We start from the raw sequence: 23,167 nt of genomic DNA, 5'->3' as shown, positions 1-23,167 counted from the left end.
TCTCTTTTTTCGTATCAGTGATGCTGATTAATCGCGGCTGGCGAAGCCCAAAATGCTCAGCAGGCTGACGAAGATGTTGTACAGCGAAACGTACAGGCTGACGGTGGCACGGATGTAGTTGGTTTCACCGCCACGGATGATATTACTGGTTTCAAACAGGATTGCGCCTGAAGAAATCAGAATAAACACCGCGCTGATCGCCAGATGTAAAGCCGGCAACTGCAGGAAGATATTCGCAACCATACCAATCAGCACCACCACGATCCCTGCCATCAGCATACCGCCGAGGAAGGACATGTCTTTCCGCGTGGTCAGCACATAGGCTGAGCAGCTGAAGAAGACCAGCGCCGTACCGCCCAAAGCCATGGCGATAACATCACCCATGCCCGCAGACAGGTATGTGTTCAGGATCGGTCCCAGAATGTAGCCCAGGAAGCCGGTGAAAGCGAAAGCTGACAGAATACCAACCGGTTTATCCGCCGTTTTATAGGTCAGGAACATCAGACCATACATACCCACCAGCGTCAGGATAAGCCCCGGAGAGGGCAACATCAGTACGGTACTGGCAGTCGCAGTGAGCGCCGAAAATGCTAGCGTCAGGCTGAGCAGGAAATAGGTATTGCGCAGCACCTTATGCGTGCTGAGTAGCGATGTACGATCGCGTGAAGAACTAATAATACGATCCATGAGTCACTCTCTTATGACAGATGTAATTAATGATGGAGGATAATGAAATCAAGGGGAATGACACAGCGGTTTTACCCATCTTTACGCATTTTAACCCGCCAGGCTTAAGCATATTATTTCAACAAAAGCTCCCGAATCAGATGTTAGCACTATATGTGTAAAAATGCCTGTTAGATATCTGCCAGGTAACTGAAAAATATTGCGTTATTCCTGTTTCTCTCTGACAGTGACAGCGGTGTCTACATAAAACAGAGCAATAAGGTAAAGGGAATGACTCAACATAAATCGAAGATATTGACGTTTACGCTGTTGGCTGTCTGTTTGATGTCTATCAACGGCGCGGCGATGGCGGCAAATGTTCCCGCAGGAACAATTCTTGCAGAAAAACAGGAACTGGTCAGAAACAATGGCAGTGAGCCAGCGTCGCTGGATCCGCATAAAGTCGAAAGCAACGTTGAGTTTAATTTAATCAGCGATATGTTCGACGGACTGGTGGCGGTTAAGTCGGATGGGTCTATCGAACCCCGGCTGGCCGCGTCCTGGGAGAACAAAGACAACACCGTCTGGACCTTTCATTTACGTCCGGGCATAACCTGGTCAGATGGGTCTGCCATTACCGCACAGGATGTCGTCTGGAGCTGGCAGCGTCTGGTCTCACTGCAAACAGCTTCACCTTATTCCTCGTATCTGGGCAATATGCACGTAGCAAACGCCCTCGATATTGCCCAAGGGAAAAAAGATCCTGCCGATATCGGGGTCAAAGCCCTGGATGATAGCACGCTGGAAATTACCCTGACGCAGCCAACGGCGGCGTTTCTGGCGATGCTGGCGCACCCGTCACTGGTTCCGCTGGATAAAGTGCTGATCGGCCGCTTTGGTGATAAGTGGACCCGGCCAGAACATTTTGTCTGCAGCGGGGCGTACAAGTTATCGCAGTGGGTAGTCAATGAGCGCATCGTTGCCGTGCGTAACCCGCATTATTGGGACGATCGGCACACCGTCATTGATAAGGTCACTTATTTGCCCATCAGTTCAGAGTCCGCAGACGTTAACCGCTATAAGGCCGGCGAAATCGACATTGTGTATAGCGTCCCGGTCAATCAGTTCGCGCAGTTGAAAAAGACGATGGGCGATGAACTCCATGTCTCACCTCAGCTTTCAACCTATTACTATCAGTTCAATACGACTCGAGCGCCGTTTAATGACCCGCGCGTGCGCCGGGCGCTGAATATGGCGTTAGATAAAGACATCATCGCACAAAAGGTGATGGGGCAGGGGCAACGCGCGGCGTGGGTTATCAGCCAGCCGGAAATAGGGGGAGTGCAACTGCATGCGCCGGAATATGCGGCGTGGCCGCTCGAAAAACGCATTACCGAGGCTAAGAAACTGCTGGCTGAAGCCGGTTATGGCCCTGAGCATCCGCTTAGCTTAAATCTGCTCTATAACACCTTCGAAACGCACCAGCGTATTGCCATTGCCGCATCGTCAATGTGGAAGAAAAACCTCGGCGTAGAGGCGAAGCTGCAAAATCAGGAATGGAAAACCATGCTGGATACCATGCACACCGGTAATTTTGACGTCGTGCGCTACGCATGGATCGCCGATTATGATGATGCCTCAAGTTTCCTCAATATTTTCCGTACCGGCGATAGCGAGAATACCACCAGGTACAGCAATCCCGCTTTTGATGACGCGATGCGCAATGCGGCGAAAGCAACTTCGCTGGAGGAGCGAGGCAAATACTACCAGCAGGCCGAAGACCTTTTAGGAGAGGATGTACCAGCGATTCCGGTTTACCACTATGTCCGCACGCATCTTGTGAAGCCGTGGGTGGGAGGATTTGCGCCAGATAACCGGGGAAATTACTACACCAAAGATATGTTCATCAAAAAACATTAAGCGCTGTAGCCAGTCTTTGTGCTGAATAAACGGTCAATCTGTTGTTATTTCAGTCGATTAACAATATTTTGGCTGTTTTTCAGGCAAACGAACGCATTGGTGCTTTACAGGTCCGTTCGGGATGTTTATAGTGCGCCTCATTGGAAGCGTGGCCGAGCGGTTGAAGGCACCGGTCTTGAAAACCGGCGACCCGAAAGGGTTCTAGAGTTCGAATCTCTACGCTTCCGCCAAATTAAACAAGGGGTTACCGAAAGGTAGCCCCTTGTTGTTTTCAGCTATTGGAATATCTTGTTGGAATATTTTCCTCATCTGTCGGAACTTAGACGAAAAAAATCCCGCCGAAGCGGGAGATTTCTAGGCTTGGATTAGTCGTTTAAACAGCAACTGTTTGACGTCTTGGCGGTGTGACAAAATTGCATGTGCCGTAATCGTTGAACCATCTACCGAATACAAAACTCTATAACCACCTGCAGTATTACACTCACGATACTTTGCAACCCCAATCTTGATCAACTCCGGGCAAACTTGGCAACCGAGGGGAAACTGGCTGACCTGTTTCTCAAACTGCTCAAGAATGTCGGTAATCACGGGCTTCACTTCCACGTCAACGTGATAAAGATAGTTGGCAATGTCATCAATGCAGGTTTTGACTGTATGCGTGTATTCGATTTTGACGCTTTCCATTACAGGATCCTTATATCAGTATTCTCTCATATAAGCCCATCCAGTAACTGCTCCTTCGAAAGTACCTTACCGTCAGATTTATCTTTCTCAGACAGTGTGAGTAGCTTCAGAAGAGCAATAGCATTTTCCCGCTCCTGCACTTGTTCATAAGACTCGATAACGTACGCGGGTGTGCCATTTTGTGTTACTAGGATCGGCTCAGATAAATTGAGAGAAGCTGCATTTTTCTTAACGAAGCTAATAGTCTCAATTCGCATCGCACTTTCCTTTATCAGTTATGGGAGTCTTAATTTAGTCTAAATTTGATCTAAATACAACGGTGTTGTTTTTCAATGAATGGAGCGTCCAACGTCGGCGTCACCTTCGCTTTTCGATCGTACACCAGCACCTGGCTTTCAGTTTTGTGGCCGGAGAACAGCTGCTTGTCCCGGCTGGATCCTTCGTAGTCCGAAATCCCCTTCGCTTTAATGTCGTGGAAATTGCAGCCGAACGGAACGCCGGCTTTCTGCTCTGCAGTTCGTTTCGCATCGTTCCACCAGTTATTCAACGTTTCGGGATCACCCGACCGCCTTTGTTTGTCGTCACAACAAACTCACCGCCAGTACCGAATATATTCCGCGCCAACAGCACTTTTAAACGAAGAGACTAATAGATTAGTATCCGTAAATAACTCATCGTGATAAAAATCACTGTTATTAAGATCATCTATTGCAGTGAATGTTTACTTCTAATGAATAATTTCAGTTAATTTTTATAAATTCCTAAAGTTGTTAAAATCACGGATTCGCTCTGGCACTGTTCGCGCGTAGTGATACGGTGCGATTTTTCCAGGCATGGAGTTGTAAAATGAAACGAGTGGCGATGTGTATTTTGGGAGTGTTATTTTTATCGGGGTGCAGTCAGCGCGTTGCTGATCTGACGGTGGCAAGCACTAAAAATTACAATATGAACGGAGGACAATTTGTCACCGGTAATCGTGTTACCGGGGAGGATAGTTCCGCGATAGTTATTTTCCCTCTCGGTATGCCAAATGTTAAGGAAGCAGCGGACAAGGCTATTGAGAAAGATCGTTGCGCTGTGGGATTAACTAATGTTGTTGTCGAACACTATATGTACGCATTTTTATTTGGTGTTCAGGGGTTTACGGTTGAAGGCAACCTGATACTGGATAAAACCCTGCCAGGGTGTTTTAACGCTAAATAGATAATAATTTTAAATAACTAAAACCTTGCTCCGGCGGGGTTTTTTATTGCCCGGAGGAAATCATGTCAGAAGACCTGGGAGGCATTTATTACACAGTAAATGCCCAGACAGCCCCTTTATTGATCGCACAAAAAGAGGTTGATAGCGCGAACAAAAAAATGCAGTCGGGTTTTGACAAAACTGATAATTCCGTAAAAAAAGTCAGTGCCTCATTTGGCAAATTAAGCGCCGTTGCATCAGCGGTAGCGACCGCATTATCAGCAAACGTTGTTGTTGAATACGCAAACGCATGGACTGAATTAAGCAACAAACTGGTTAACGCCGTCAAAGCAAATGAAACGCTGGCTGATGTAACCAACCGTGTTTTTAAGGCCTCACAGGATATGGGGCGAAAAGCCATGCAGTCTCAGAAAAACGATCATTTTGTGCCGAGTATCCGAACTGAAGTCGACAGGTACATTCAGGAGCGTCAACCAGAGGCGCCGCAACCCATGCAGGCACTTATTGCCGCTGTTGAAGAATCGCTACCCAGCGATGATTTAAAATTTGTGGCTGAAAATATTACTGTGCAGCCGGATTTTTTACGCAGTCAGGATGGAAAAGATTTACTGGGAATGCTGGTGAGGGAATTAAGAAAAAGGGGGAGCAGTGGCACTAATACAACCCCGGCCGCCAATACCGGGAACACCACCTGATGATGGTGAATATGATGAACGGGAATTGATAGCCATGGAAGGCAGATTTCTTTGAAAGTGTTGGTATACTATCTTCAAGGTTGTGCCTAACATGTTGTTTTTTCTGGGTGCAAAGTTCGTACAATTTACCAAGAAAAAATATCATGTCATTGATTTTATTTAAATTGTCATCGGTCTTGAAAACCGGCGCCCCGAAAGGGTTCTAGAGTTCGAATCTCTACGCTTCCGCCAAATATAAACCCCAAGCTATTTAATAGCTCGGGGTTTTTTCGTTTTGTGCAGTTTATGTCATGCCATCTTTCACCAGCCTTAGTCGCGCAAGGGCAACTCAGCGCTGCTGCCCGGCGGAAAGCTGACGAACTGAATCATCTTCATATCTGGCAAGGCCTACATGAGCGAACGCCTTTTCATTCGTCGTAATATCCATAGCAGCCCCAGCATAAAGGCCAGGTAGCCCATAACGTAATATCCCTGCTGCCTTCGTTCTGCGAGCGTTGGGTCGGCTGCCCATGCCAGAAAGGCGGTGACATCCCTGGCATATTGCTCCTCCGTTTCAGCTTGTAGCGACGCCGGGCGCCATTGAATCTCTCCGCTGGTCAGCGGTTTCGGCATGTTAATCACGCCACCGGGAAAATAGCGATTAGCCTTCAGTTCGGGATCGGCAGGTTGATAACCGGTTAGCAGCGCGTAGACGTAATCTGCTCCCTGGTCCGTGTAGGGCAGAAAAGCATCCAACAGAAATTGCGGGAATCCGCGATCGTATGAGCGGGCACGCACGATATAGCTCAGGTCAACGGGAGAAGCACCATTGTTAAGGTATCGTGCTTCCTGCTCGTTTAGATACGGCGAGATGAAGCTGTCATTTAGCGTCCCGTCTCGCTCGCCAATCTGGCCGTCATCCTGAATCTCAGGAAACTGATAGCCGCTGGCGATACTTCTTGCTTCTTCATCCGTGAGTTCCGGACCGCCGGGCCTGGTCAACGACCGAAAGCTAAGGTGCTTTATGCCGTGACAGGCGCGACACTTCTCTTCATAAACCTGCAGGCCACGTCGAAGCTGCGCTTTATCATACTGGCCATTGATGCCGCTGAAGCTCCATTCCTGCCGTTCAGGCGTGGCTTCCTGCGCATATGAGGAACCCAGTCCCAACAGAGAAAAGGACAGAATGCTGATTTTCAATAGTTGTTTCATCATCAATCCTGCTTTTCCAGAAAACGACGGCAAGGTAATACGATTAAAAACCAGGCAAACCAAATCAGAGTCGAAAGCTGCGATGCGGCACGGATCCAGCCCTCTTCGTTATGGAAACCGTCAATAAGATCGGGGCCAACCAGCGCTTTCGACCCTAACCAGCCTAAAAAGCAGGCATTAATGACCCACAGCCAGAATCCGCATTTAACCAGTTTGCTGTAATGGCGAAAACGAGCCCGGGAAGTATCAAGCCAGGGAAGGAAATAGAAAATCAGTACCGAGCTGCACATTGCGGCTAAGCCAACGAATTCATTTGGGAAGCAACGCAAGATGGAGAAGAAGGGGAGAAAATACCATTCCGGCGCAACAATCGCGGGTGTAACTGTTGGATCCGCAGGAATAAAGTTATCGGCGCTGCTCAGATAATGCGGCGCGAAGAATAAAAACCAGGCGAAAATCATCAAAAAAAGGATGATTTTGATGGCATCAAGATCGGTAATTTTGTAATCGAACAGCAGGCTCCTGGACTCTTTCTCGCTAAACCTCTTTTTCATCGCCTGCGCAAACGCCGACTGTACGGTGCGAATATGAAAAACCGTTGCGCCGACAATCACAAAGGGAAGAATAAAGTGGAGAACAAAAAAGCGGCCAAGCATCGGCGTTCCCGGAGTATGGCTGCCGACTAAATATGCGTAAAGGGTATCGCCCACCAGCGGAATGGCCTGGGCAAAGCGGGTAATTACCGTAGCCGCCCAGTAGCTTTTTTGCCCCCAGATAAGGCTATAACCAAGAAATGCGGTCATCATCAGCAGGATATACAGCGTCACGCTAATCATCCACATTGTCGTCCAGGGCTTGCGGTAAACGCTGTAGTACATGCCACGAAAAATATGCAGATAACAGGCAAAGAAAAAGAGCGACGCGCCAATAGCATGCATGTTGCGTAATAGTTCTCCATGGCGAACCGCACGCATAATATGAATAATGGAGTCAAATGCCAGCTCGGCCGTCGGCACGTAAAACATCGCCAGCACGATACCCGTAAGGATCTGCACGGCGAGTATAACGAGCAGGATGGCGCCGATTGCGAATACCCAGAGTCCGGCAATCGAGCGAGGAAACGGGATACGCCAGCGAAGCGAATAGACGCGCTCACTCCTCATTTCAGGCTTCCTTCGTGCCGATACGCACGGCCTGACCATCCGAATGAATAACGTAGTCCGGGATTGCCAGGTTGGCCGTCGCGGGGCCGCGCGTCACGCGCCCGGAGGTATCAAACTCTGAGCCGTGGCACGGACAGATCCAACCCACCCCTCCTGGTCGGGCGTTGGGTACGCACCCGGCATGTGGACAATACCCTTGAACCACCAGCCATTGAGGATGAGCTGCTGAGACCCTCTCGCTGTCCGGTTGTGGGTCGATAAGCGTATGCCAGTCGGCACTTCTGGCAGTAATAATCTCATCCTGGGTGCGATGGTGAATAAGAATCAGCTTTCCCTGCCATACGCGTCTGACGGTTTGTCCAGCAGCAACCCCCGCAAGAGAGACATCAATCGGTTCATTTTCCGCAAGAGTCTTCTCATCCGGGCCCAGGGCCGAAACCAGCGGCCAGACGGCAGCAGCGACGCCTGCCGCACCGACGAATTTTGTCAGTTTACACAGACATTCCCGGCGCTGTTCCTGGATTTCGCCATCTGCAAGTTTGTTCTCTGTCACCTCGAATTTCTCCCTGAGTATCGCGGATTAACGTTTGTCGATACGCGCGTAAATTTCCTGAAAGCGCTTATCAGCAATACCCGGTGCTTTGAATGCCCGATAGCTTGCTGGTAACGTGGCATCTCCTACCTTAATCAGCATCACCATGCCCTGAGCGTAATGCGGTGTACATTTGATGCCGTAAAATCCGGCATTGTCATAAGTTACTTCGATCTCTTCATCTATTTTTCCCAAAAAACCGGGATAGTTAGCCGGAGACAATTCAGCGATTGAAGCCGCGTTGTGGCTCTTATGTTTACGGATAAACTTCACCGTATCCCCGGGCTGGATCTCCAGATAATCCGGCTCATAGACCATTGGTCCCGCAGACCCACGATTTTTCATCAAAACGTCGTGAGTTTGTGCGAAGGTTGAAGAGGCGAGGGCGAGTAAACATAAAACTTTCAGACTCTGTTTGAGATATTTCATCGATTCTTCCTTAAAATTCATCAGGTCTTTGATAACGGATAAAACAGTTTTCAGCGCCAGTTTCATGTTCAACAATGGCGTCGATACCAAACCAGGCATGGAGGTTTTCACGGGTAAACACGGCGCAAGGAGTCCCCTGCATAGCCATATGCCCGGATGTCATGACGATGATGCGATCGCAGAACATCGCGGCATGATTGAGGTCGTGCAGAGCGGCAATGACCGTGAGCTTTTCACGTTTAACCAGACTAAGCAGGCCAATCTGATGTTGAATGTCGAGATGGTTGGTGGGTTCATCCATCAGTAACAACTGCGGCTGCTGCGCCAGCGCCCGGGCGATATGCAGGCGCTGTTTTTCTCCCCCGGAAAAGGTATGCCAGCATCGGTGCTGTAATTCACGGAGATCGACCTTCTCCAGCATAGTTTGCACGATATCGTCATCTTTGGCGGACCAGGGCGAGAGCAGGCTAAGCCAGGGCGTGCGCCCCAGAGAAACGGCTTGTAAAGCGGTAAGACGCTCGCTGGTTTCTGCCTGTTGTTCGACCAGCGCCACCCGCTGCGCAAGGTGACGCCGCGAATAATGCTGGAGCGCCTTTTGCTGCAGGGTGATACGCCCGGAAGTTGGCTTCAGCAAACCGGCCAGCAGTGAAATCAGTGACGTTTTGCCCGAGCCGTTGGGACCGATGATGCCGACAAACTCGCCGGGCGTTACGCTGAGTGAAATATCTTCAACAATCGTCTTACCTTTTACCTTCCAGTACAAATTACAGGCTTCAATAACGACTTGCGCAGAGGCAACGAGTGGCTGTACGAGATTCACCGTCATTTGTTCTGGTTTCCTCTAATCAGAATGATTGAAAACGCAGGAGCGCCAACCAGAGCCGTGATCACGCCTATTGGGAGTACCTGACCGGGTAGTAACGTGCGGGAAATAACATCAGCGATAATGAGGAAAATAGCTCCGGTAAGCGCACTAACCGGCAGCAGTCGATGATGCTGGTTGCCGACCAGCAGACGAGCAGCATGAGGGATCACCAGACCGACAAAGCCGATCGCACCCACAATGGAGACCATAATCGCCGTCATGCCGGTGACGGCGGCAATCAGTACTGCACGGGTACGTTTTACCGGAATGCCCAGCGATGCCGCAGACTCCGCACCAAAGGAGAAAGCATCAAGATGGCGGGCATAACAGAAGCACAGCGCGATACCGACCAGAGCGGTAGGAATGGCTAAGACTACATCGGGCCAGCGTACACCGCTCAAATTGCCCAACAGCCAGAACATAATACCGCGTGCTTGCTCGGCGTTTGCTGAGCGGGTGATGATAAGCGATGTAATCGCATTGAAAAGCTGGGAGCTGGCGATCCCGGCAAGGATGATTTGGGTTGTTACACCCCCACCTTGTCTACCGCCAGCGGCCATCGCCAATAGCGCAACGAACAGAAATGCCGTCAGCGCACCAATGAAAGCGCCCAATGACATACTGATGATGCCAGCCCCAAGTCCAGTGAGAGCAATCAGCACCGCTCCGGTGGACGCTCCGGCAGAAATCCCCAGTAGATAGGGTTCGGCGAGCGCATTGCGTAGCAGCGACTGTAACACTACGCCGGAAACAGCCAGGCACGCGCCGCAACTGGCCGAGACCAGCGCTCGGGTCAGGCGGTAGTTCCAGACGATCCCTGCATCCAGCGCATCGACAGGATAGTGTGTATCAAAAAGATGATTTGCCAGCGTGCTGAAAACATGCTGCCAGGGGATAAGCGTTTCGCCGATGGAAATCCCCGCCAGCAGCACGCCACACATTAGCGCACTGACCCAAACGGCATGCCCACTGACTCTCACCGCAAGCTGACCAACAGCGCGACGCATCCTGCGTGAATCACTCATGATTATCTGCGTTCCTGAGTAACGGAGATGCGCTATACCGTGTGAGGATATAGCGCAAAACGTAGATTAATGAGCAGCCTGCGGATGTGCTAAGCCATATTCAACAAGGGCATCAGCCAGTTTTTCCACACCATCAATAGTTCTGATCCCGGCATTCATGGTCTGTACGTCAATGACCGGTAGATGGTTTTCCTTGACGGCAGGAACCAGTTTGGCGACAGGATCGGACTTGAGGTATTCCATCTTGACCTTCCAGTCATCCGCCGGGAAACGGCGACGGCTCATCTCACCGAGCACAATGAGTGAAGGATTCGCTTTTGCGATGGTTTCCCAACCCACCGTTGGCCACTCTTCAGCAGAATCAATCACATTCTTCACTCCCAGCGTTTGGGCGATCCATGCCGCCGGACCAAACTTCCCGGCAACGTAAGGGTCAAGCTGGAGGTCGGCGCTTGAGAACCAGAACACGGCGGAAACATTCTCATCCATTCCGGTAATTTTATTTTTCGCTGCGGCTTCACGTGCTTTAAGGCTGGCAATCAGCGCCTCGCCTTTATCCTGAACATCGAAGATTTTCGCCAGATCGGCGACTTCCTGATACACCATGGCAATATCAAACATGCCCTTACGGACACCATCATCACCATCTTCGTTATCTTTCGCACAGTCAGCTGGCGCGGTGTAAACAGGAATTTTGAGTTCACTAAACTGTTCGTAAGAGGCAACCGTGCCAGCAGGGCCGATTTGCCACTCAAACTGACTGGCGATCAGATCCGGTTTTTTCGCCACGATCCCTTCAAAGCTTGGAATATTTTGCGCGATAACGGCGACTTTTTCGTTTGCTGTTTTATAAGCCTCCAGTACCGGGCCAAACCACAGCGAAGTACCCACGACGCGATCGGCCAGCCCCAGTGAATAGAGAATCTCGGTACTGTTCTGACCCACCGTCGCCACGCGGGTTGGTGCCTGATTGAAGGTAATATCGCGGCCACAGTTTTTAATCGTCAGAGGATATTCGGTTTTTGCTGCCTCGGAAAAACCGGAAGTAAGCAGGAGAGCAGTCGTGCCAAAAATAGCCAGAAGCGTTTTTTTAGAGAAGTAAAAGGTAGAATTAGCGTGCATTATCATCGTCCCGTTGATGCCAGAATCTTAAGGTCTGGTCATGGCTTATTTCATTCCATATATCGGGAGGAGACATGAAGATAGATGACATTGAATCGTGAAATTTAAGAATGAAGATATGCAAAAAATGCAAATAAGCTTTACTCAGCCAAAATCTTATTCATAAATACACTACCGCTTGCGTCAAATAATTCATCCCATGGACCATCCCGTCCACTCAATGGCATATACCTTTGACAGCAGGTCTCCTGACTCACGGTAATCAGAATATCGGCCTTCCCATAAAGATGAACTTTACAGTGACCTGTGGTTTATGAGCCACACAGGGATATTCTGCATCCGCCTACAGTTGCGGGGGCAGTTATGGAATTGAATTGAATAATTCTCACCATATTCCTATTCATATACAAAAATGTAATGAAATGCTGTCGAAAGCGACTCTAGCGGCAATTGTTAACAAGGTCAACCATAGAGGGTAAGAGATCAAAGGTAATGGTGTAGAAAAAATACCCATTTAATACAGCGAGTTATGATTTTGTTGGTTACTGCGATGTTGTAAATGAAAATAGCAACAGCAAGCTAAATGAGAATTGGTTGATATTGATCAAATTACACGCATGCTGAAACTTCTGTGTATGAAACATATTGATCACCATCAAAAGTTCCGCATATCAGCGCTTGACTCTTTTTTGTGTACTCTCCATATGTACCAATTGCCATTCATCCTGCATATCCATAATCACGTTAAAATTGTTACGCAACCAGAAATAATACCCTCCGGGTAAAAAATGATGTGTGTGGAGATACAAAGTCTTATATTGATGTCGCTGACAGAATACCTCAGCTAAAGCAAACAACTGACTTCCGATCCCCTGTCTGCGGTAGCGCTCATCCACGTAGCAACGACAAATTTCCGCCGTTTCAGACAAGGTATAGCGACCACGTAGTTCAGTAATACGATCATCATATTGACATACCGCCAGTGTAGCGATTAATTCCTGGTTTTCACTCCACGCGCAAAGTAATGAATTTCTCTCCTGCAAGATATACTGTTGTGCGAGATCAAAGAGATCTTCTTCGGCAGAAGGCATGGCTCTACCGGCATTGAAGAATAAATTAAGATGCTCAACAAGAAACGACTGAACAGCAGGAATATCGGCGGGAGTCATCTCACTAAACCTAAATGGGATCATGGCAGCATAACTCAAATTTAGAACGGAAAATGATAATAACAATAAGACCACTTTAAAAACAATATTGACGCTGCAATGGATACTCGTGTCAACGCGGTGGTAACCAACGATTTGGGTGCAAATCTATTCCTTTATTGCGCTGGCCCTCGCTTTTCTTTGCTGTGGAGGAGGCTCATTTTTCTTCTGTACCATCTGCCCGCAACACTAACTCTCAGAAATGAGAGGCCGATCCTCTGAGCAGGACTTTTGTCCTCAATCCTCTGCAATCCGCTGGTTACAATCCCTGCATATCTTCAATACCCATAATTCAGGAATTGTTATGACTGCACATATTAATGCTAAAGCGGGTGATTTTGCGCCAACCGTTATTATGCCGGGCGATCCGCTTCGCGCTAAGTTTATTGCCGAAAATTATCTAATGGATTACCGCGAAGTCACCAATGTACGCAATATGCTGGGCTATACCGGTCTTTATTTTGGGCAACCTGTTTCGGTGATGGGACATGGCATGGGTATACCGTCAATGACGCTTTATGCTCATGAACTGGTACATGATTTCGGTGTACAGAGAATTATTCGTGTCGGCAGTCTGGGGGCAACACAACATCATGTCAAAATGCGAGATATTATTCTTGCCATCGCCGCCGGAACGGATTCCATCACAAATTTAAAACGTAGCGCGGGCTACACGATGGCGACATCTGCCCATTTCCCATTATTGCAGCAGGCGTGGGCATTGGCGCAGAAGGCCGGTATTGACGTTAAAGTCGGCAATGTCTTCAGTGGCGATCTTTATTACGATCCTGACGAAAATTTAATACCTGCACTGGAAAAGTTTGGTGTGCTGGGTGTGGATATGGAAGTGGCAGGGTTATACGCTTTAGCGCATCAGTTTAATATTGAAGCGTTGGCTATATTAACCGTATCCGATCATTGCCTGACAGGAGAAGAAACAACGGCGGAAGAACGGCAGTTAACCTTTAAAAATATGATAGAGCTGGCGCTAAATACAGCTGTTACGGCTTAGCATCAGCATTTAAATGAACCAATCAGAGATGGCATTATATGAAGAATAAAATAGCACTTACGCTGATTAGTTTTCTGGCAAATTTTATTATGGCAGGATTTGCCAGTCAGTTTGGCATGCTGATTGAACCGATTGCAGTACGCTACAGTGCCGATGTGAATACCGTCGCCTCGATATTTTCGTTGCTTAACGGTGGGGCGTTAGCTGGGACCATTGCCGCCTTTTTCCTGATTGAGAAAATCGGCGTTAAGCGTATGACGCTCATTATCTATTCGATAGTGTTCCTCTGCGCTCTGGCAATGCACTTAAGCCCTGGCTTATGGCCGGTGATGGTCGCCATGACCCTGGTGGGTTTCTGCGGCGGGATTGGTCTGTGCGTGGCCGGAACGATCGTGGTTTCGGTTTGGCAGGATCGCATTCAAAGTACGATGCTGGTGGTGCAGGACGCCACCTTTAACGTCGCGGGCGTAGTTTTCCCGCTGATTACCACCTTCGCCCTGACGCACAATATGTCGTGGAGTTACAGCTATCTGAGCGTAGGCATAGTGGCCTTACTCACGCTGGGCGTTGTGGCTCTCACCCGCTTTACCGCCTGTGAAACGGCTCCTGCAGCGGATAGCGCAGACCCGGTGAAATCCGAGTGGAATCCAGGGATTATCAGCGGAGGCATTGGCCTGTTCTTAGGTATGTTGGCGCTGTATACCTTCCTGACCTGGGCACCATTATTTGTGAAGAACAAATTTGGTATTCCCTTCGAAGAAGCAGGTAATATTATTACGCAATACTGGGGTGCTGCGCTGGTCGGCGCATTAGTCTCAACCGTTATTGTTTCCCGCGTAAAGATACATTATTTCTTGCTTAGCATTATTTTGTTAGCTTGCGTTATTACCACCATCATTGTCACGAAGGAAAATATCTCCGGGCTTGATTATCTGGCCTATAGTTACGGGTTTGTCTGCGCAGCGCTGTATAACTCCTTTATTGCCTACGGGGTTTCTTTCGTGAAGCGCGCGAGTAGCCAGAACGTTTCTTATATTTTAATTAGCGGTAGTGCTGGCGCCATGTTCAGTCCGGCGATCAGTGCGCTAATGGAAAAAACTATGGGATTGCAGAAAATTATGTACGCAATACCGGTGTTGTATTTAATTATATTTATTATGTTGATGGGTACATTAAAACTCAAACGTAATTAAACACAGTAATAACGCTTACCTCTTTAATTAGATAGCCCGCCGTCACGCCATTTATCTGGTGGGGCGACACTCAACCTTGCTCAAAGGAATTGAAAATGCTGAAGAAAAATAAATCAATGATGAAAAAAACAGTTCTGGGTGCGGTAATTGCGATGTGCTGTACGCAAGCGCTTGCGGCTGATTATGCCGATGGCAACATCCGCAAAAATGATTTTAACTGGGTGCAGATGAACTTAATGCAAAGTGTGGATGCGAAAGTACCTTATGGTATTCGTAATGACACCTATCTTGAGCTGGAGTTTGGCGCACGATCCGGGATTATCGATCTGTATGGTTATGTGGATTTCTTTGATATTTTGGATCGCGAGCAGGATGATCGTCACGGGGGGGATAACTTCTTTGCCAAGATATCTCCACGTTTTTCCCTCGACGCCATTTTTAATAAAGATTTATCCGTTGGGCCATTTAACGAATTCTATATCGCAACGGTAAATAACATTGGTGACCGGGAATTATTTGAGCATTACGTTGGTCTCGGCACGGATGTTAAAGTGCCGTGGTTTGGTCTGGTGGGAATGAACATTTATGCGCACTATGTACGTGAAAATTACGGTGCAGATAACGAAGGCAAGTGGGATGGTTACATGTTCTCGACCAACTGGTCGACGCCGTTCTATACGTTCGCCAACGGCAGTTATTTGAACTATCAGGGTTACTTTGACTACCAGTTCGCCGCGAACAAAATTGCTAACCAGCCGTTATATAGCAATAACGCGATTGAATGGTATAACGGCATCTACTGGCATTCAGAGCATTATGCAGTAGGTTATGGCTTAAAATATTTCCGCAACATGGCATTGATGGAAAACCACGGTGGAGCAGGGCGTACCACCGGGCTGGGTCACTATTTCAACCTCACCTATAAGTTCTGATTGCGCTGAAATGACACACCAATGCTCCGTTTGCCAGGGTTGGTGTGTCAGTCAATGATGTCATTGCCGAGAAATTTACGCAGCCCATCCAGATCCTTAATCTCCAGTCCTTGCTTCGTGCGCGTTACCAGCCCGGCATCCGTCAGCGCTTTCACCGCCCGCCGATAGACCCGGTCGGTGGTGCCGAATCGCTCAGCTTCCTGGTATTTTTTATGAAAACCATCCATTGGCTGCTTGTCCTGATGCTGGCGATACAGGTCATACGCTACGTTATGTACGATAGGGTAGAGCATCCGGTGCAGGAAGATTTCCAGCATATCCTGATAATCAACGGCCATTGCGCTGGCGAAAAATATCGCCAGTCTGGGGTGCTGGTTCAGCGCTTCCTCCAGACGGTCACAGTTGCATACCGCCACGGTCAGCGGTTCTTCGGCTACGATATCAAGCTGGCAACGATACCCGGTAAAAAACTCCATTTCGCCAAACAGTTGCTCATCACATTCCATTGCACCCAGTTGGAAACGGCGACCATTCTCCGCGCTATAACGCAGAGAAATTCTCCCTGACTGCACCATGATTAGTCGATCGACTACCTGTCCCTGGCGGTAAAGATAGTCATCTTCCTGGATAATCTGTGTTTCAGAGAGCAACTCCTGGAATATCTTCTCAATTAAGGCATCATCTTGCTGCCAGATATTGTGAAAACGACCTTTTGTGAGGGGCTTAAGCTGCATGGCTCAACGTCTTATTGTTTGAGATAATTCTTATCGCTGACTGTATGCCATCTGCTGCGCAATGTCATTAAGAGCGGGTTGCGGATAATAAAAGGGCCAGCACCATGCTGGCCTTGACACACTAAGGATGGCTGATAAAGCGAGACAGTCGCTGGCGCAGCAGGCGGTTTTCCTGCCGCAGTTGAGCGTTCTCTTCCAGCAACGTCAGCGCAACGGCAATTCCCGGCCAGTCAAGTTCCAGCTCCTGACGCAGGCGTATCGCGCGACGCATGACGTTCAGCGCATGATCGTCAAAAGTCTCGTCTTCATGAGGTTCTATCACCCCTAAGCCGACAATCTCATGTAGCTCTTCTTCTGACACACCGGTGTACAGACAAAACTCGGTAATGGTAAAGGTGACGGTGACGTTAGCCATTATGCTTTCCCCCACTCTTTGCGCGGATCAAAGGTCTTTTGTGCATCCGCCAGCTGCTGCCACAGGGCGGCGCTGGCATCGTCAGGTTTCGGCGGCATGACGATTTTGATCACCGCATACAAATCGCCGGTATGTTTTTTACTTACCAGACCTTTGCCTTTAATGCGTAACCGCTGCCCGGCCTGGCTGCCCGCAGGAATGGTCAGCAGGATGCTCTCTTTTAACGTCGGAACGGTTACTTTCGCGCCCAGCGCGGCTTCCCACGGCGCCAGGGGAACGACCACTTCCAGATCCTGGTTAACAATATCGAACAGCGGATGTGGCGCGATATGAATCACCAGCCACAAATCACCGTTTGGCCCGCCATTTTCACCGGGGGTGCCCTGGCCTTTCAGACGAATACGCTGACCGTTACCGACGCCAGCCGGAATTTTCACATTCAACGTTTTAGGAATTTCACGTTCGACCATGCCGAACGCATTGTAAACTGGCAGGGTGTAACTGATCGTGCGGCTATGCTCAGTAAGCGTTTCCTCGAGGAACACGGCGACTTCAATTTCAATATCGTGCCCGCGGCTGGCATGACGCTGGCGAGACTGTTGCGCATGCTGACCAAAAATGGAGGAGAAGATATCGTCGAAATCTTCGGCGTTATAGCGTTGATTCTCTCCTTGTTGGAATTGACGGTTGAACTGTGGGTCGTTGCGGTGCTGCCACAACTGGTCGTACTCGGCGCGTCGCTGTTCATCACTCAGGACTTCCCAGGCTTCAGCAACCTCTTTAAACCGGGCCTCCGCGTCAGTCTCTTTGCTGACATCAGGATGATATTTGCGGGCGAGTCGACGATAGGCGGTCTTGATTGTCTTGAGATCGTCTGTCGGTTTCACGCCCATAATGGCGTAATAATCCTTTAATTCCATAGCGTTCTCTCGTGTAAATCAACACTTGCAGAAGGTGAACCCTAACAACAGGTATCACCGCTAAGTTTAGGGTAATCCTGATAACGGAGAATGCCAACCGGGAAGGGAGGATATTGCTATAAACGATGCGAGCATTGCACCACCAACAGCGCTTTTTAACGTTATGGCGTCTGTTGTGTGGTGCGAATAGTGAGATTAGCTAAACATCAGGATTTAGTGATCAGGAAGCGGACCGTATCAGCATAGTTTTGTACGAACGCGTTAAGGTCATCAGATTTCAGTCCTTTCGGATTTATCATATATTTACCGTTGATAAAAATGGCGGGCACCCCAGTTAAATCTACAGCTTTAGCCATTTCTTGCTGTTTGGCGGTTAGTGATTTTACGGCAAAACTATTCCATGCGGCATCATAATCACTGGCACAGACGCCCGCGCTGATAAATACGTTACGAATATCGTCCGCCGATTTAATGGTTTGTTTTTTCTGCACGGCATCAAAAAGCAACGGTTTGACTTTATCTTGCACGTTCAACAGCATGGCGACGGACCAGGCGTGCGTCATTTCCTGCCCCAGAGGGCCTAAAAAGTCGACGTGGTATTCGGTGAGTTTGACGTCAGCAGGCAAAACTTTTTTCACGTTATCAGTGATTTCAAAAACTTCATCGTACTGATAGCAGGAAGGACAATAGAATGAGAAAAACTTCAGCGCTGCCGGGGCTGAAGCGACGGGTTTTTCCAGTGAGATAAACTCTTTGCCGTCGGTAAATGGTGCTGCCTGAGCGCTAACGGTAAAAAGTAACCCAATCAGGGGTAATAAATATTTTTTCATTTCCATATACTCTAAATAACATTCAATAAACAAATTTTCTGCGAATGAATACGCTCTTCATTGCGTCGGGCTATAATACGATAATCACCTAAAAATGCGCTGACCCTTACTTTCATTTACGCATCAATACGTAGCGGGACAGTATTTATGTACTGTTCTGCGAATATCCTTTGGTACTCTTCGTAAATAGTGAATGATCACTTCCGTGATATTTTCGTAATTATTTTGGCAATGTTATATTGTAATAAATAAAAACGAAAATATGATTAATTATCATTTAATTTATAAAACGTGAGCAGCAACGCGTTGCGCTATGTTCTGTCAACGCAGCCGTAAGATTTTCTTTTTCTTGTAGCGTTTGAATGAATAGGGTAAGTGTCAGTGATGAGCAACCAAAATGGATATCGCTATGATTGACCACCTGGATCATCTGGTATTGACCTCCAATAATGAAGAGGCATGCGTTCATTTTTATGTCGAACTTTTAGGGATGAGGCTGGAAACCTTCGCGCAAGGGCGGAAAGCCTTCGTCTTTGGCAATCAGAAAATTAACCTCCACATTCGGGGAAAAGAGTTTGAACCCAAAGCTCACGCGCCAACGCCGGGGGCGCTGGATTTGTGTTTTATCACCACGCGTGCGCTGGAAGAGGTGATTGCCACGTTTCAAACGCACGGGGTCGATATTGTTGAGGGACCGGTTGCACGAACCGGTGCGATGGGACCGATTCGCTCGGTTTATGTCAGAGATCCCGATCTCAATCTGATTGAAATCGCGGTATATCCTGCTGATGACAGGACATAACTTTACAGCGCAAAGGTTGCCAAAACCTGGTGAGTGGTTAAGATAACTCGCATCAATCAGTGAGGGTATAATGGCGAAACGTCAACGGATGGGATGGTGGTTCCTCTGTCTGGCATGTGTTGTGGTGATGGTTTGCACCGCACAACGCATGGCGGGCCTGCACGCGTTGCAGATGGACACCGTTGCCACAAGCGTGGTCGTAAGCGGACAAGCGCAGACCGATGAGGCCTCGTCCGTTACCCCTTGTGAACTGAGCGCGAAATCATTACTGGCGGCGCCCCCGGTACTGTTCGAAGGCGCTATTCTGGTGCTGTGTCTGCTGCTGTCGCTGCTGGCGCCAGTGCGGGCGTTTCGTCTGCCTTTTTTCCCACCGCGAGCCATCTCGCCGCCTACGCTAAGGGTACATCTGCGATTTTGCGTCTTCCGTGAATGACAGAACAGCCGTTGCTGACTGTTAGATAATTATTCACGGAGAAAATATATGATGACTGTTTTCAGGCAGGTGCTGCTCTGTCTGTTATTGCTATGGCTGCCCGTATCCTGGGCGGCTGAACCCGGCTGGCTGCGTTCATCCGATAACGATCACGCCAGTGTGCGGTTACGCGCTGATACGTCCTCAGGCGGCGAAACTCGTCTGTTGCTGGATGTTAAACTGGAGGACGGCTGGAAAACCTACTGGCGTTCGCCGGGCGAGGGAGGCGTCGCGCCATCTATCGCCTGGCAAGGGGAAATGCCTGCGGTCGACTGGTTCTGGCCAACCCCTGCACGCTTTGAGGTCGCTAATATCACGACCCAGGGCTATCACGATAATGTGACGTTCCCGATGGTTGTGCGCGGCAGATCGCCCGCCACGCTTAGCGGTGTTTTGACGCTATCCACCTGTAGCAACGTTTGCCTGTTGACGGATTTTCCTTTTTCCGTGACCTCCACGACCCAGGACCCGACTTTTGCGCATGACTATGCGCAGGCAATGGGGCAGATCCCGCTTGCCAGCGGCCTGACCGATACTTTGCGCGCTGGCGCACGGGCCGGCGAGCTGGTCGTCGAGGCTCACCGCGCGGGAGGATGGACTGCGCCAGGGCTGTATCTTGACGCCGTTAATGATGCTGATTTTGGCATGCCGCAAATTCACGTCGCAGGTGAGACGTTACGCGCCACGGTACCCGTTCATGACGGTTGGGGGGAAGGCGCGCCGGATTTACGCGGTAAGTCGGTCACGCTGGTGCTGGCAGATAACGGTGTTGCCCAGGAAAGTCGTCTTGCGATTGGCGAAGCCCCGGTTATTGAGAACGCCTCACTCCCATTGTGGCAGGTGGTGCTAATGGCGCTGCTGGGCGGTTTGATCCTCAACCTGATGCCCTGTGTGTTACCGGTTCTCGGCATGAAACTGGGCTCTATTTTGCTGGTTGAGGAAAAAAGCCGTCGCCAGATCCGCCGTCAGCTCCTCGCATCGGTAGCTGGGATCCTGGTCTCCTTTATGGCCCTGGCGTTATTGATGACAGTGCTACGTTTAACCAATCAGGCGCTTGGCTGGGGGATCCAGTTTCAGAACCCGTGGTTCATTGGCGTCATGGTCGTGGTGATGCTGACATTCAGCGCCAGCCTGTTCGGGTGGTTTGAATTCCGCCTGCCTTCGGCGATGACCACCACGCTGGCGACTCGCGGTGGCAACGGCTTGTCGGGACATTTCTGGCAAGGCGCATTTGCGACCCTGCTCGCCACGCCGTGCAGCGCCCCGTTTCTGGGAACAGCGGTAGCGGTGGCATTGACCGCTTCGTTACCAACGTTGTGGGGACTGTTTATCGCACTTGGCCTGGGGATGAGCTTGCCGTGGCTGCTGGTGGCTCTGCGTCCTGGTCTGGCGCTGCGTTTGCCGCGTCCGGGACGCTGGATGAATAGTTTGCGGCTTCTTCTCGGTGTCATGATGCTGGGTTCGGCTATCTGGCTTGCGACGTTGCTGCTCCCACATTTAGGGCTGGCCGGACACGCTAGCGCTAAAGAAAGCGTGAACTGGCAACCGCTTAGCGAGCAGGCGATTGAGGATGCGCTGGCGCAACATAAGCGTGTGTTCATTGACGTCACTGCCGACTGGTGCATCACTTGTAAGGTCAACAAATACAACGTGTTGCATAAAGATGACGTACAGACCGCTTTGCAACAGCCGGATGTAGTGGCGCTGCGCGGCGACTGGACGCTCCCTTCTGAAGCCATCACAGAATTTCTGAAAAAACGCGGCCAGGTTGCTGTGCCGTATAACCAAATTTATGGCCCCGGTCTGCCGGAAGGCCAGGCGTTACCAACGTTGTTAACCCGCGATGCGGTATTGCAAACGTTGACCGACGCCAAAGGAGTAACCCCATGAAAATAATGATTGTTCTGCTGTTAACCCTGTTTTCTGCCGTCAGCGTAGCGAAAGAACCTGCACCGTTTACACCGGAACAGGAAAAGCAAATTGAAGCGTTAATCCAGGAGGCCCTGTTTAACGATCCCAACAGCCCGCGGATTGGCGCTAAGCAGGCGAAACTGACCCTGATAAACTTCACCGATTACAACTGCCCGTACTGCAAGCAACTGGATCCCATGCTGGAAAAAATTGTGCAGAAATATCCTGACGTGGCGGTAGTGATTAAACCGCTGCCGTTTAAAGGGGAAAGTTCGGAACTGGCGGCGCGGACCGTGCTGACTACCTGGCTTGAGCATCCGCAGCAGTTTCTGGCGCTACATGAAAAACTGATGCAGAAAAAGGGTTATCATACCGACGTCAGTATCAAACAGGCACAGGAAAAATCGGGAGCCAGTCCGGTGACGCTGGGTGCCCAAAGTGCTGAAACGCTAAGCACTAACCTGCAACTGGCGCGACTGGTGGGCGTGCAGGGCACCCCCGCAACGATTATTGGTGATGAGCTTATTCCCGGTGCGGTGCCGTGGGAAACCCTTGAGGAAGTGGTCAAAGAAAAGCTGGCGGCGGCCAATGCTCAGTAAACTGCGCCGCTGGCTGCGCGAAGGGCTGATCTTACTGGCGCTGTTGGCAGGGGCGATGCTGCTGATGGATGTCTGGCGCGCGCCGCAGCTCCCTGGCTCTTTTGACAGCACGCCTTTGCAAAAGCTGGATGGTGAAACCGTCACGCTGGCGGCGCTCAGCAAAGACGAGCCGGTGCTGCTTTATTTCTGGGCGAGCTGGTGCGGCGTTTGCCGCTTCACGACGCCGGAAGTCGCCAGGCTGCGTTCGGAAGGGGAAAACGTGATGACCATTGCGTTACGCTCCGGCAGTGAAGCTGAGGTGTCTCGTTGGCTGTCGCGTAAAGGCGTGGACTTTCCGGTCATTAATGATGCGAACGGGGTAATCTCCCGCAGTTGGGCGATTAGCGTCACGCCCACGCTGGTGGTAGTGTCACAAGGTCGGGTGGTGTCAACAACCAGCGGCTGGACCAGCTACTGGGGCATGAAGCTGCGGCTGTGGTGGGCAAAAACGTTCTGATAATGTGCCGGGGAAACCCGGCATTTTTTATATTATTACCCGTAAGAGGGAAGACATATTTCGTTGCCTGGCGAAGCGAGCACCGCGA

General features: G+C 49.7%; 26 protein-coding genes, 1 tRNA gene, 1 pseudogene and 1 riboswitch. Of the genes and pseudogenes, 12 read left to right on the top strand and 16 right to left on the bottom strand.

Annotated features, from left to right (window positions below; all coding sequences use genetic code 11):
• Positions 1-27: 27 nt before the first annotated feature.
• Positions 28-687, bottom strand: a complete 660-nt coding sequence (yccA, locus tag HV334_RS15420; protein WP_016152501.1) for an FtsH protease modulator YccA — start codon at positions 685-687, stop codon at positions 28-30.
• Between the two features lie 270 nt (positions 688-957).
• On the opposite strand from yccA, the gene HV334_RS15415 reads away from it, so the two are divergent.
• Together HV334_RS15415 and HV334_RS15410 are read left to right on the top strand one after the other, a co-directional pair.
• Entirely contained in the window at positions 958-2,586 is a 1,629-nt protein-coding gene (locus tag HV334_RS15415; protein ID WP_181220582.1) for an ABC transporter substrate-binding protein, read from the top strand.
• 142 nt (positions 2,587-2,728) lie between these two features.
• Positions 2,729-2,816 (top strand) — tRNA-Ser (locus HV334_RS15410).
• A gap of 124 nt (positions 2,817-2,940) precedes the next feature.
• Here the strand turns inward: HV334_RS15410 and HV334_RS15405 are convergent.
• The 3 genes and pseudogenes from HV334_RS15405 to HV334_RS15395 form a co-directional block, all read right to left on the bottom strand.
• The gene (locus HV334_RS15405) at positions 2,941-3,270 is read right to left on the bottom strand and encodes a type II toxin-antitoxin system RelE/ParE family toxin (protein ID WP_103766111.1); all 330 of its coding nucleotides are present in this window, start codon (positions 3,268-3,270) and stop codon (positions 2,941-2,943) included.
• A gap of 26 nt (positions 3,271-3,296) precedes the next feature.
• Positions 3,297-3,527, bottom strand: a complete 231-nt coding sequence (locus HV334_RS15400) for a type II toxin-antitoxin system Phd/YefM family antitoxin (RefSeq protein WP_049040815.1) — start codon at positions 3,525-3,527, stop codon at positions 3,297-3,299.
• 50 nt (positions 3,528-3,577) lie between these two features.
• A pseudogene (locus tag HV334_RS15395) lies at positions 3,578-3,912 on the bottom strand (integrase); the annotation flags it as partial.
• Positions 3,913-4,116: 204 nt separating this feature from the next.
• On the opposite strand from HV334_RS15395, the gene HV334_RS15390 reads away from it, so the two are divergent.
• Positions 4,117-4,473, top strand: coding sequence for a hypothetical protein (locus HV334_RS15390; protein WP_101699898.1), 357 nt, complete (start codon positions 4,117-4,119; stop codon positions 4,471-4,473).
• A 62-nt stretch (positions 4,474-4,535) separates the two neighbouring features.
• Positions 4,536-5,168, top strand: a complete 633-nt coding sequence (locus HV334_RS15385) for a hypothetical protein (protein WP_181220581.1) — start codon at positions 4,536-4,538, stop codon at positions 5,166-5,168.
• 387 nt (positions 5,169-5,555) lie between these two features.
• Here HV334_RS15385 and HV334_RS15380 read toward each other — a convergent pair whose 3' ends face one another.
• The 8 genes from HV334_RS15380 to HV334_RS15345 form a co-directional block, all read right to left on the bottom strand.
• Complete coding sequence (locus HV334_RS15380; protein WP_181221906.1) at positions 5,556-6,359, bottom strand: cytochrome c1; 804 nt, start codon at positions 6,357-6,359, stop codon at positions 5,556-5,558.
• Positions 6,360-6,361: 2 nt separating this feature from the next.
• Positions 6,362-7,522, bottom strand: coding sequence for a cytochrome b N-terminal domain-containing protein (locus HV334_RS15375; RefSeq protein WP_181220580.1), 1,161 nt, complete (start codon positions 7,520-7,522; stop codon positions 6,362-6,364).
• Position 7,523: 1 nt separating this feature from the next.
• On the bottom strand, positions 7,524-8,075 hold the full coding sequence (petA, locus tag HV334_RS15370) for a ubiquinol-cytochrome c reductase iron-sulfur subunit (RefSeq protein ID WP_049271500.1): 552 nt from the start codon (positions 8,073-8,075) through the stop codon (positions 7,524-7,526).
• Positions 8,076-8,102: 27 nt separating this feature from the next.
• The gene (locus HV334_RS15365; RefSeq protein ID WP_047501117.1) at positions 8,103-8,543 is read right to left on the bottom strand and encodes a pseudoazurin; all 441 of its coding nucleotides are present in this window, start codon (positions 8,541-8,543) and stop codon (positions 8,103-8,105) included.
• A 10-nt stretch (positions 8,544-8,553) separates the two neighbouring features.
• A complete protein-coding gene (locus HV334_RS15360; RefSeq protein ID WP_047501115.1) occupies positions 8,554-9,369 on the bottom strand; it encodes an ABC transporter ATP-binding protein in 816 nt (271 codons plus the stop codon).
• Positions 9,366-10,433: an iron ABC transporter permease gene (locus HV334_RS15355; RefSeq protein ID WP_181220579.1), complete on the bottom strand. Its 1,068-nt coding sequence runs from the start codon at positions 10,431-10,433 to the stop codon at positions 9,366-9,368. Before HV334_RS15355 ends, HV334_RS15360 begins: the two co-directional genes overlap by 4 nt.
• 66 nt (positions 10,434-10,499) lie before the next feature.
• Complete coding sequence (locus HV334_RS15350) at positions 10,500-11,555, bottom strand: ABC transporter substrate-binding protein (RefSeq protein WP_181220578.1); 1,056 nt, start codon at positions 11,553-11,555, stop codon at positions 10,500-10,502.
• Between the two features lie 220 nt (positions 11,556-11,775).
• Positions 11,776-12,000, bottom strand: a riboswitch (cobalamin riboswitch).
• Positions 12,001-12,226: 226 nt separating this feature from the next.
• Positions 12,227-12,724 carry a GNAT family N-acetyltransferase gene (locus tag HV334_RS15345; RefSeq protein WP_249415023.1) on the bottom strand — a complete coding sequence of 166 codons (498 nt, stop codon included), beginning with the start codon at positions 12,722-12,724 and terminating at the stop codon, positions 12,227-12,229.
• A 343-nt stretch (positions 12,725-13,067) separates the two neighbouring features.
• Between HV334_RS15345 and deoD the strand changes: the two genes are divergently transcribed.
• From deoD to HV334_RS15330, 3 genes are all read left to right on the top strand, one after another.
• Positions 13,068-13,775, top strand: a complete 708-nt coding sequence (deoD, locus tag HV334_RS15340) for a purine-nucleoside phosphorylase (protein ID WP_153690539.1) — start codon at positions 13,068-13,070, stop codon at positions 13,773-13,775.
• A gap of 38 nt (positions 13,776-13,813) precedes the next feature.
• Positions 13,814-14,968 carry an MFS transporter TsgA gene (tsgA, locus tag HV334_RS15335; protein WP_016156155.1) on the top strand — a complete coding sequence of 385 codons (1,155 nt, stop codon included), beginning with the start codon at positions 13,814-13,816 and terminating at the stop codon, positions 14,966-14,968.
• Between the two features lie 95 nt (positions 14,969-15,063).
• Positions 15,064-15,900 carry an outer membrane protein OmpK gene (locus HV334_RS15330; RefSeq protein ID WP_181220577.1) on the top strand — a complete coding sequence of 279 codons (837 nt, stop codon included), beginning with the start codon at positions 15,064-15,066 and terminating at the stop codon, positions 15,898-15,900.
• A 47-nt stretch (positions 15,901-15,947) separates the two neighbouring features.
• Here HV334_RS15330 and HV334_RS15325 read toward each other — a convergent pair whose 3' ends face one another.
• The 4 genes from HV334_RS15325 to dsbA form a co-directional block, all read right to left on the bottom strand.
• Positions 15,948-16,634, bottom strand: coding sequence for a Crp/Fnr family transcriptional regulator (locus HV334_RS15325; RefSeq protein ID WP_016152569.1), 687 nt, complete (start codon positions 16,632-16,634; stop codon positions 15,948-15,950).
• 121 nt (positions 16,635-16,755) lie between these two features.
• Positions 16,756-17,049 carry a chaperone modulator CbpM gene (gene cbpM / locus HV334_RS15320; protein ID WP_016156156.1) on the bottom strand — a complete coding sequence of 98 codons (294 nt, stop codon included), beginning with the start codon at positions 17,047-17,049 and terminating at the stop codon, positions 16,756-16,758.
• Positions 17,049-17,969, bottom strand: a complete 921-nt coding sequence (gene cbpA, locus HV334_RS15315) for a curved DNA-binding protein (RefSeq protein ID WP_016152571.1) — start codon at positions 17,967-17,969, stop codon at positions 17,049-17,051. Before cbpA ends, cbpM begins: the two co-directional genes overlap by 1 nt.
• 206 nt (positions 17,970-18,175) lie before the next feature.
• A complete protein-coding gene (gene dsbA, locus HV334_RS15310; RefSeq protein ID WP_181220576.1) occupies positions 18,176-18,799 on the bottom strand; it encodes a thiol:disulfide interchange protein DsbA in 624 nt (207 codons plus the stop codon).
• A gap of 397 nt (positions 18,800-19,196) precedes the next feature.
• On the opposite strand from dsbA, the gene HV334_RS15305 reads away from it, so the two are divergent.
• The 5 genes from HV334_RS15305 to HV334_RS15285 all read left to right on the top strand — a co-directional run bounded on the left by HV334_RS15305 (position 19,197) and on the right by HV334_RS15285 (position 23,079).
• Positions 19,197-19,601, top strand: a complete 405-nt coding sequence (locus HV334_RS15305) for a VOC family protein (protein ID WP_103766120.1) — start codon at positions 19,197-19,199, stop codon at positions 19,599-19,601.
• A 70-nt stretch (positions 19,602-19,671) separates the two neighbouring features.
• Entirely contained in the window at positions 19,672-20,034 is a 363-nt protein-coding gene (locus tag HV334_RS15300; RefSeq protein ID WP_103766121.1) for a copper resistance protein, read from the top strand.
• Positions 20,035-20,082: 48 nt separating this feature from the next.
• The gene (locus HV334_RS15295; protein WP_181220575.1) at positions 20,083-21,963 is read left to right on the top strand and encodes a protein-disulfide reductase DsbD domain-containing protein; all 1,881 of its coding nucleotides are present in this window, start codon (positions 20,083-20,085) and stop codon (positions 21,961-21,963) included.
• On the top strand, positions 21,960-22,583 hold the full coding sequence (locus HV334_RS15290) for a DsbA family protein (protein ID WP_016152576.1): 624 nt from the start codon (positions 21,960-21,962) through the stop codon (positions 22,581-22,583). The genes HV334_RS15295 and HV334_RS15290 overlap by 4 nt, the downstream gene beginning before the upstream one ends.
• Complete coding sequence (locus HV334_RS15285; protein WP_181220574.1) at positions 22,573-23,079, top strand: protein disulfide oxidoreductase; 507 nt, start codon at positions 22,573-22,575, stop codon at positions 23,077-23,079. The genes HV334_RS15290 and HV334_RS15285 overlap by 11 nt, the downstream gene beginning before the upstream one ends.
• Positions 23,080-23,167 lie beyond the last annotated feature (88 nt).

Origin of the sequence: Citrobacter sp. RHBSTW-00944 (assembly GCF_013615435.1) — a bacterium.
Lineage (GTDB): Bacteria > Pseudomonadota > Gammaproteobacteria > Enterobacterales > Enterobacteriaceae > Citrobacter > Citrobacter braakii.
Note: the sequence above shows the minus strand (reverse complement) of the source record. Positions and strands in the feature narration are given on the sequence as shown.

Coding starts and splice junctions, on each gene's coding strand:
- yccA (WP_016152501.1), bottom strand. CDS start 687: ATGGATCGTATTATTAGTTCTTCACGCGATCGTACATCGCTACTCAGC.
- HV334_RS15415 (WP_181220582.1), top strand. CDS start 958: ATGACTCAACATAAATCGAAGATATTGACGTTTACGCTGTTGGCTGTC.
- HV334_RS15405 (WP_103766111.1), bottom strand. CDS start 3,270: ATGGAAAGCGTCAAAATCGAATACACGCATACAGTCAAAACCTGCATT.
- HV334_RS15400 (WP_049040815.1), bottom strand. CDS start 3,527: ATGCGAATTGAGACTATTAGCTTCGTTAAGAAAAATGCAGCTTCTCTC.
- HV334_RS15390 (WP_101699898.1), top strand. CDS start 4,117: ATGAAACGAGTGGCGATGTGTATTTTGGGAGTGTTATTTTTATCGGGG.
- HV334_RS15385 (WP_181220581.1), top strand. CDS start 4,536: ATGTCAGAAGACCTGGGAGGCATTTATTACACAGTAAATGCCCAGACA.
- HV334_RS15380 (WP_181221906.1), bottom strand. CDS start 6,359: ATGAAACAACTATTGAAAATCAGCATTCTGTCCTTTTCTCTGTTGGGA.
- HV334_RS15375 (WP_181220580.1), bottom strand. CDS start 7,522: ATGAGGAGTGAGCGCGTCTATTCGCTTCGCTGGCGTATCCCGTTTCCT.
- HV334_RS15365 (WP_047501117.1), bottom strand. CDS start 8,543: ATGAAATATCTCAAACAGAGTCTGAAAGTTTTATGTTTACTCGCCCTC.
- HV334_RS15360 (WP_047501115.1), bottom strand. CDS start 9,369: ATGACGGTGAATCTCGTACAGCCACTCGTTGCCTCTGCGCAAGTCGTT.
- HV334_RS15355 (WP_181220579.1), bottom strand. CDS start 10,433: ATGAGTGATTCACGCAGGATGCGTCGCGCTGTTGGTCAGCTTGCGGTG.
- HV334_RS15350 (WP_181220578.1), bottom strand. CDS start 11,555: ATGCACGCTAATTCTACCTTTTACTTCTCTAAAAAAACGCTTCTGGCT.
- HV334_RS15345 (WP_249415023.1), bottom strand. CDS start 12,724: ATGACTCCCGCCGATATTCCTGCTGTTCAGTCGTTTCTTGTTGAGCAT.
- deoD (WP_153690539.1), top strand. CDS start 13,068: ATGACTGCACATATTAATGCTAAAGCGGGTGATTTTGCGCCAACCGTT.
- tsgA (WP_016156155.1), top strand. CDS start 13,814: ATGAAGAATAAAATAGCACTTACGCTGATTAGTTTTCTGGCAAATTTT.
- HV334_RS15330 (WP_181220577.1), top strand. CDS start 15,064: ATGCTGAAGAAAAATAAATCAATGATGAAAAAAACAGTTCTGGGTGCG.
- HV334_RS15325 (WP_016152569.1), bottom strand. CDS start 16,634: ATGCAGCTTAAGCCCCTCACAAAAGGTCGTTTTCACAATATCTGGCAG.
- cbpM (WP_016156156.1), bottom strand. CDS start 17,049: ATGGCTAACGTCACCGTCACCTTTACCATTACCGAGTTTTGTCTGTAC.
- cbpA (WP_016152571.1), bottom strand. CDS start 17,969: ATGGAATTAAAGGATTATTACGCCATTATGGGCGTGAAACCGACAGAC.
- dsbA (WP_181220576.1), bottom strand. CDS start 18,799: ATGAAAAAATATTTATTACCCCTGATTGGGTTACTTTTTACCGTTAGC.
- HV334_RS15305 (WP_103766120.1), top strand. CDS start 19,197: ATGGATATCGCTATGATTGACCACCTGGATCATCTGGTATTGACCTCC.
- HV334_RS15300 (WP_103766121.1), top strand. CDS start 19,672: ATGGCGAAACGTCAACGGATGGGATGGTGGTTCCTCTGTCTGGCATGT.
- HV334_RS15295 (WP_181220575.1), top strand. CDS start 20,083: ATGATGACTGTTTTCAGGCAGGTGCTGCTCTGTCTGTTATTGCTATGG.
- HV334_RS15290 (WP_016152576.1), top strand. CDS start 21,960: ATGAAAATAATGATTGTTCTGCTGTTAACCCTGTTTTCTGCCGTCAGC.
- HV334_RS15285 (WP_181220574.1), top strand. CDS start 22,573: ATGCTCAGTAAACTGCGCCGCTGGCTGCGCGAAGGGCTGATCTTACTG.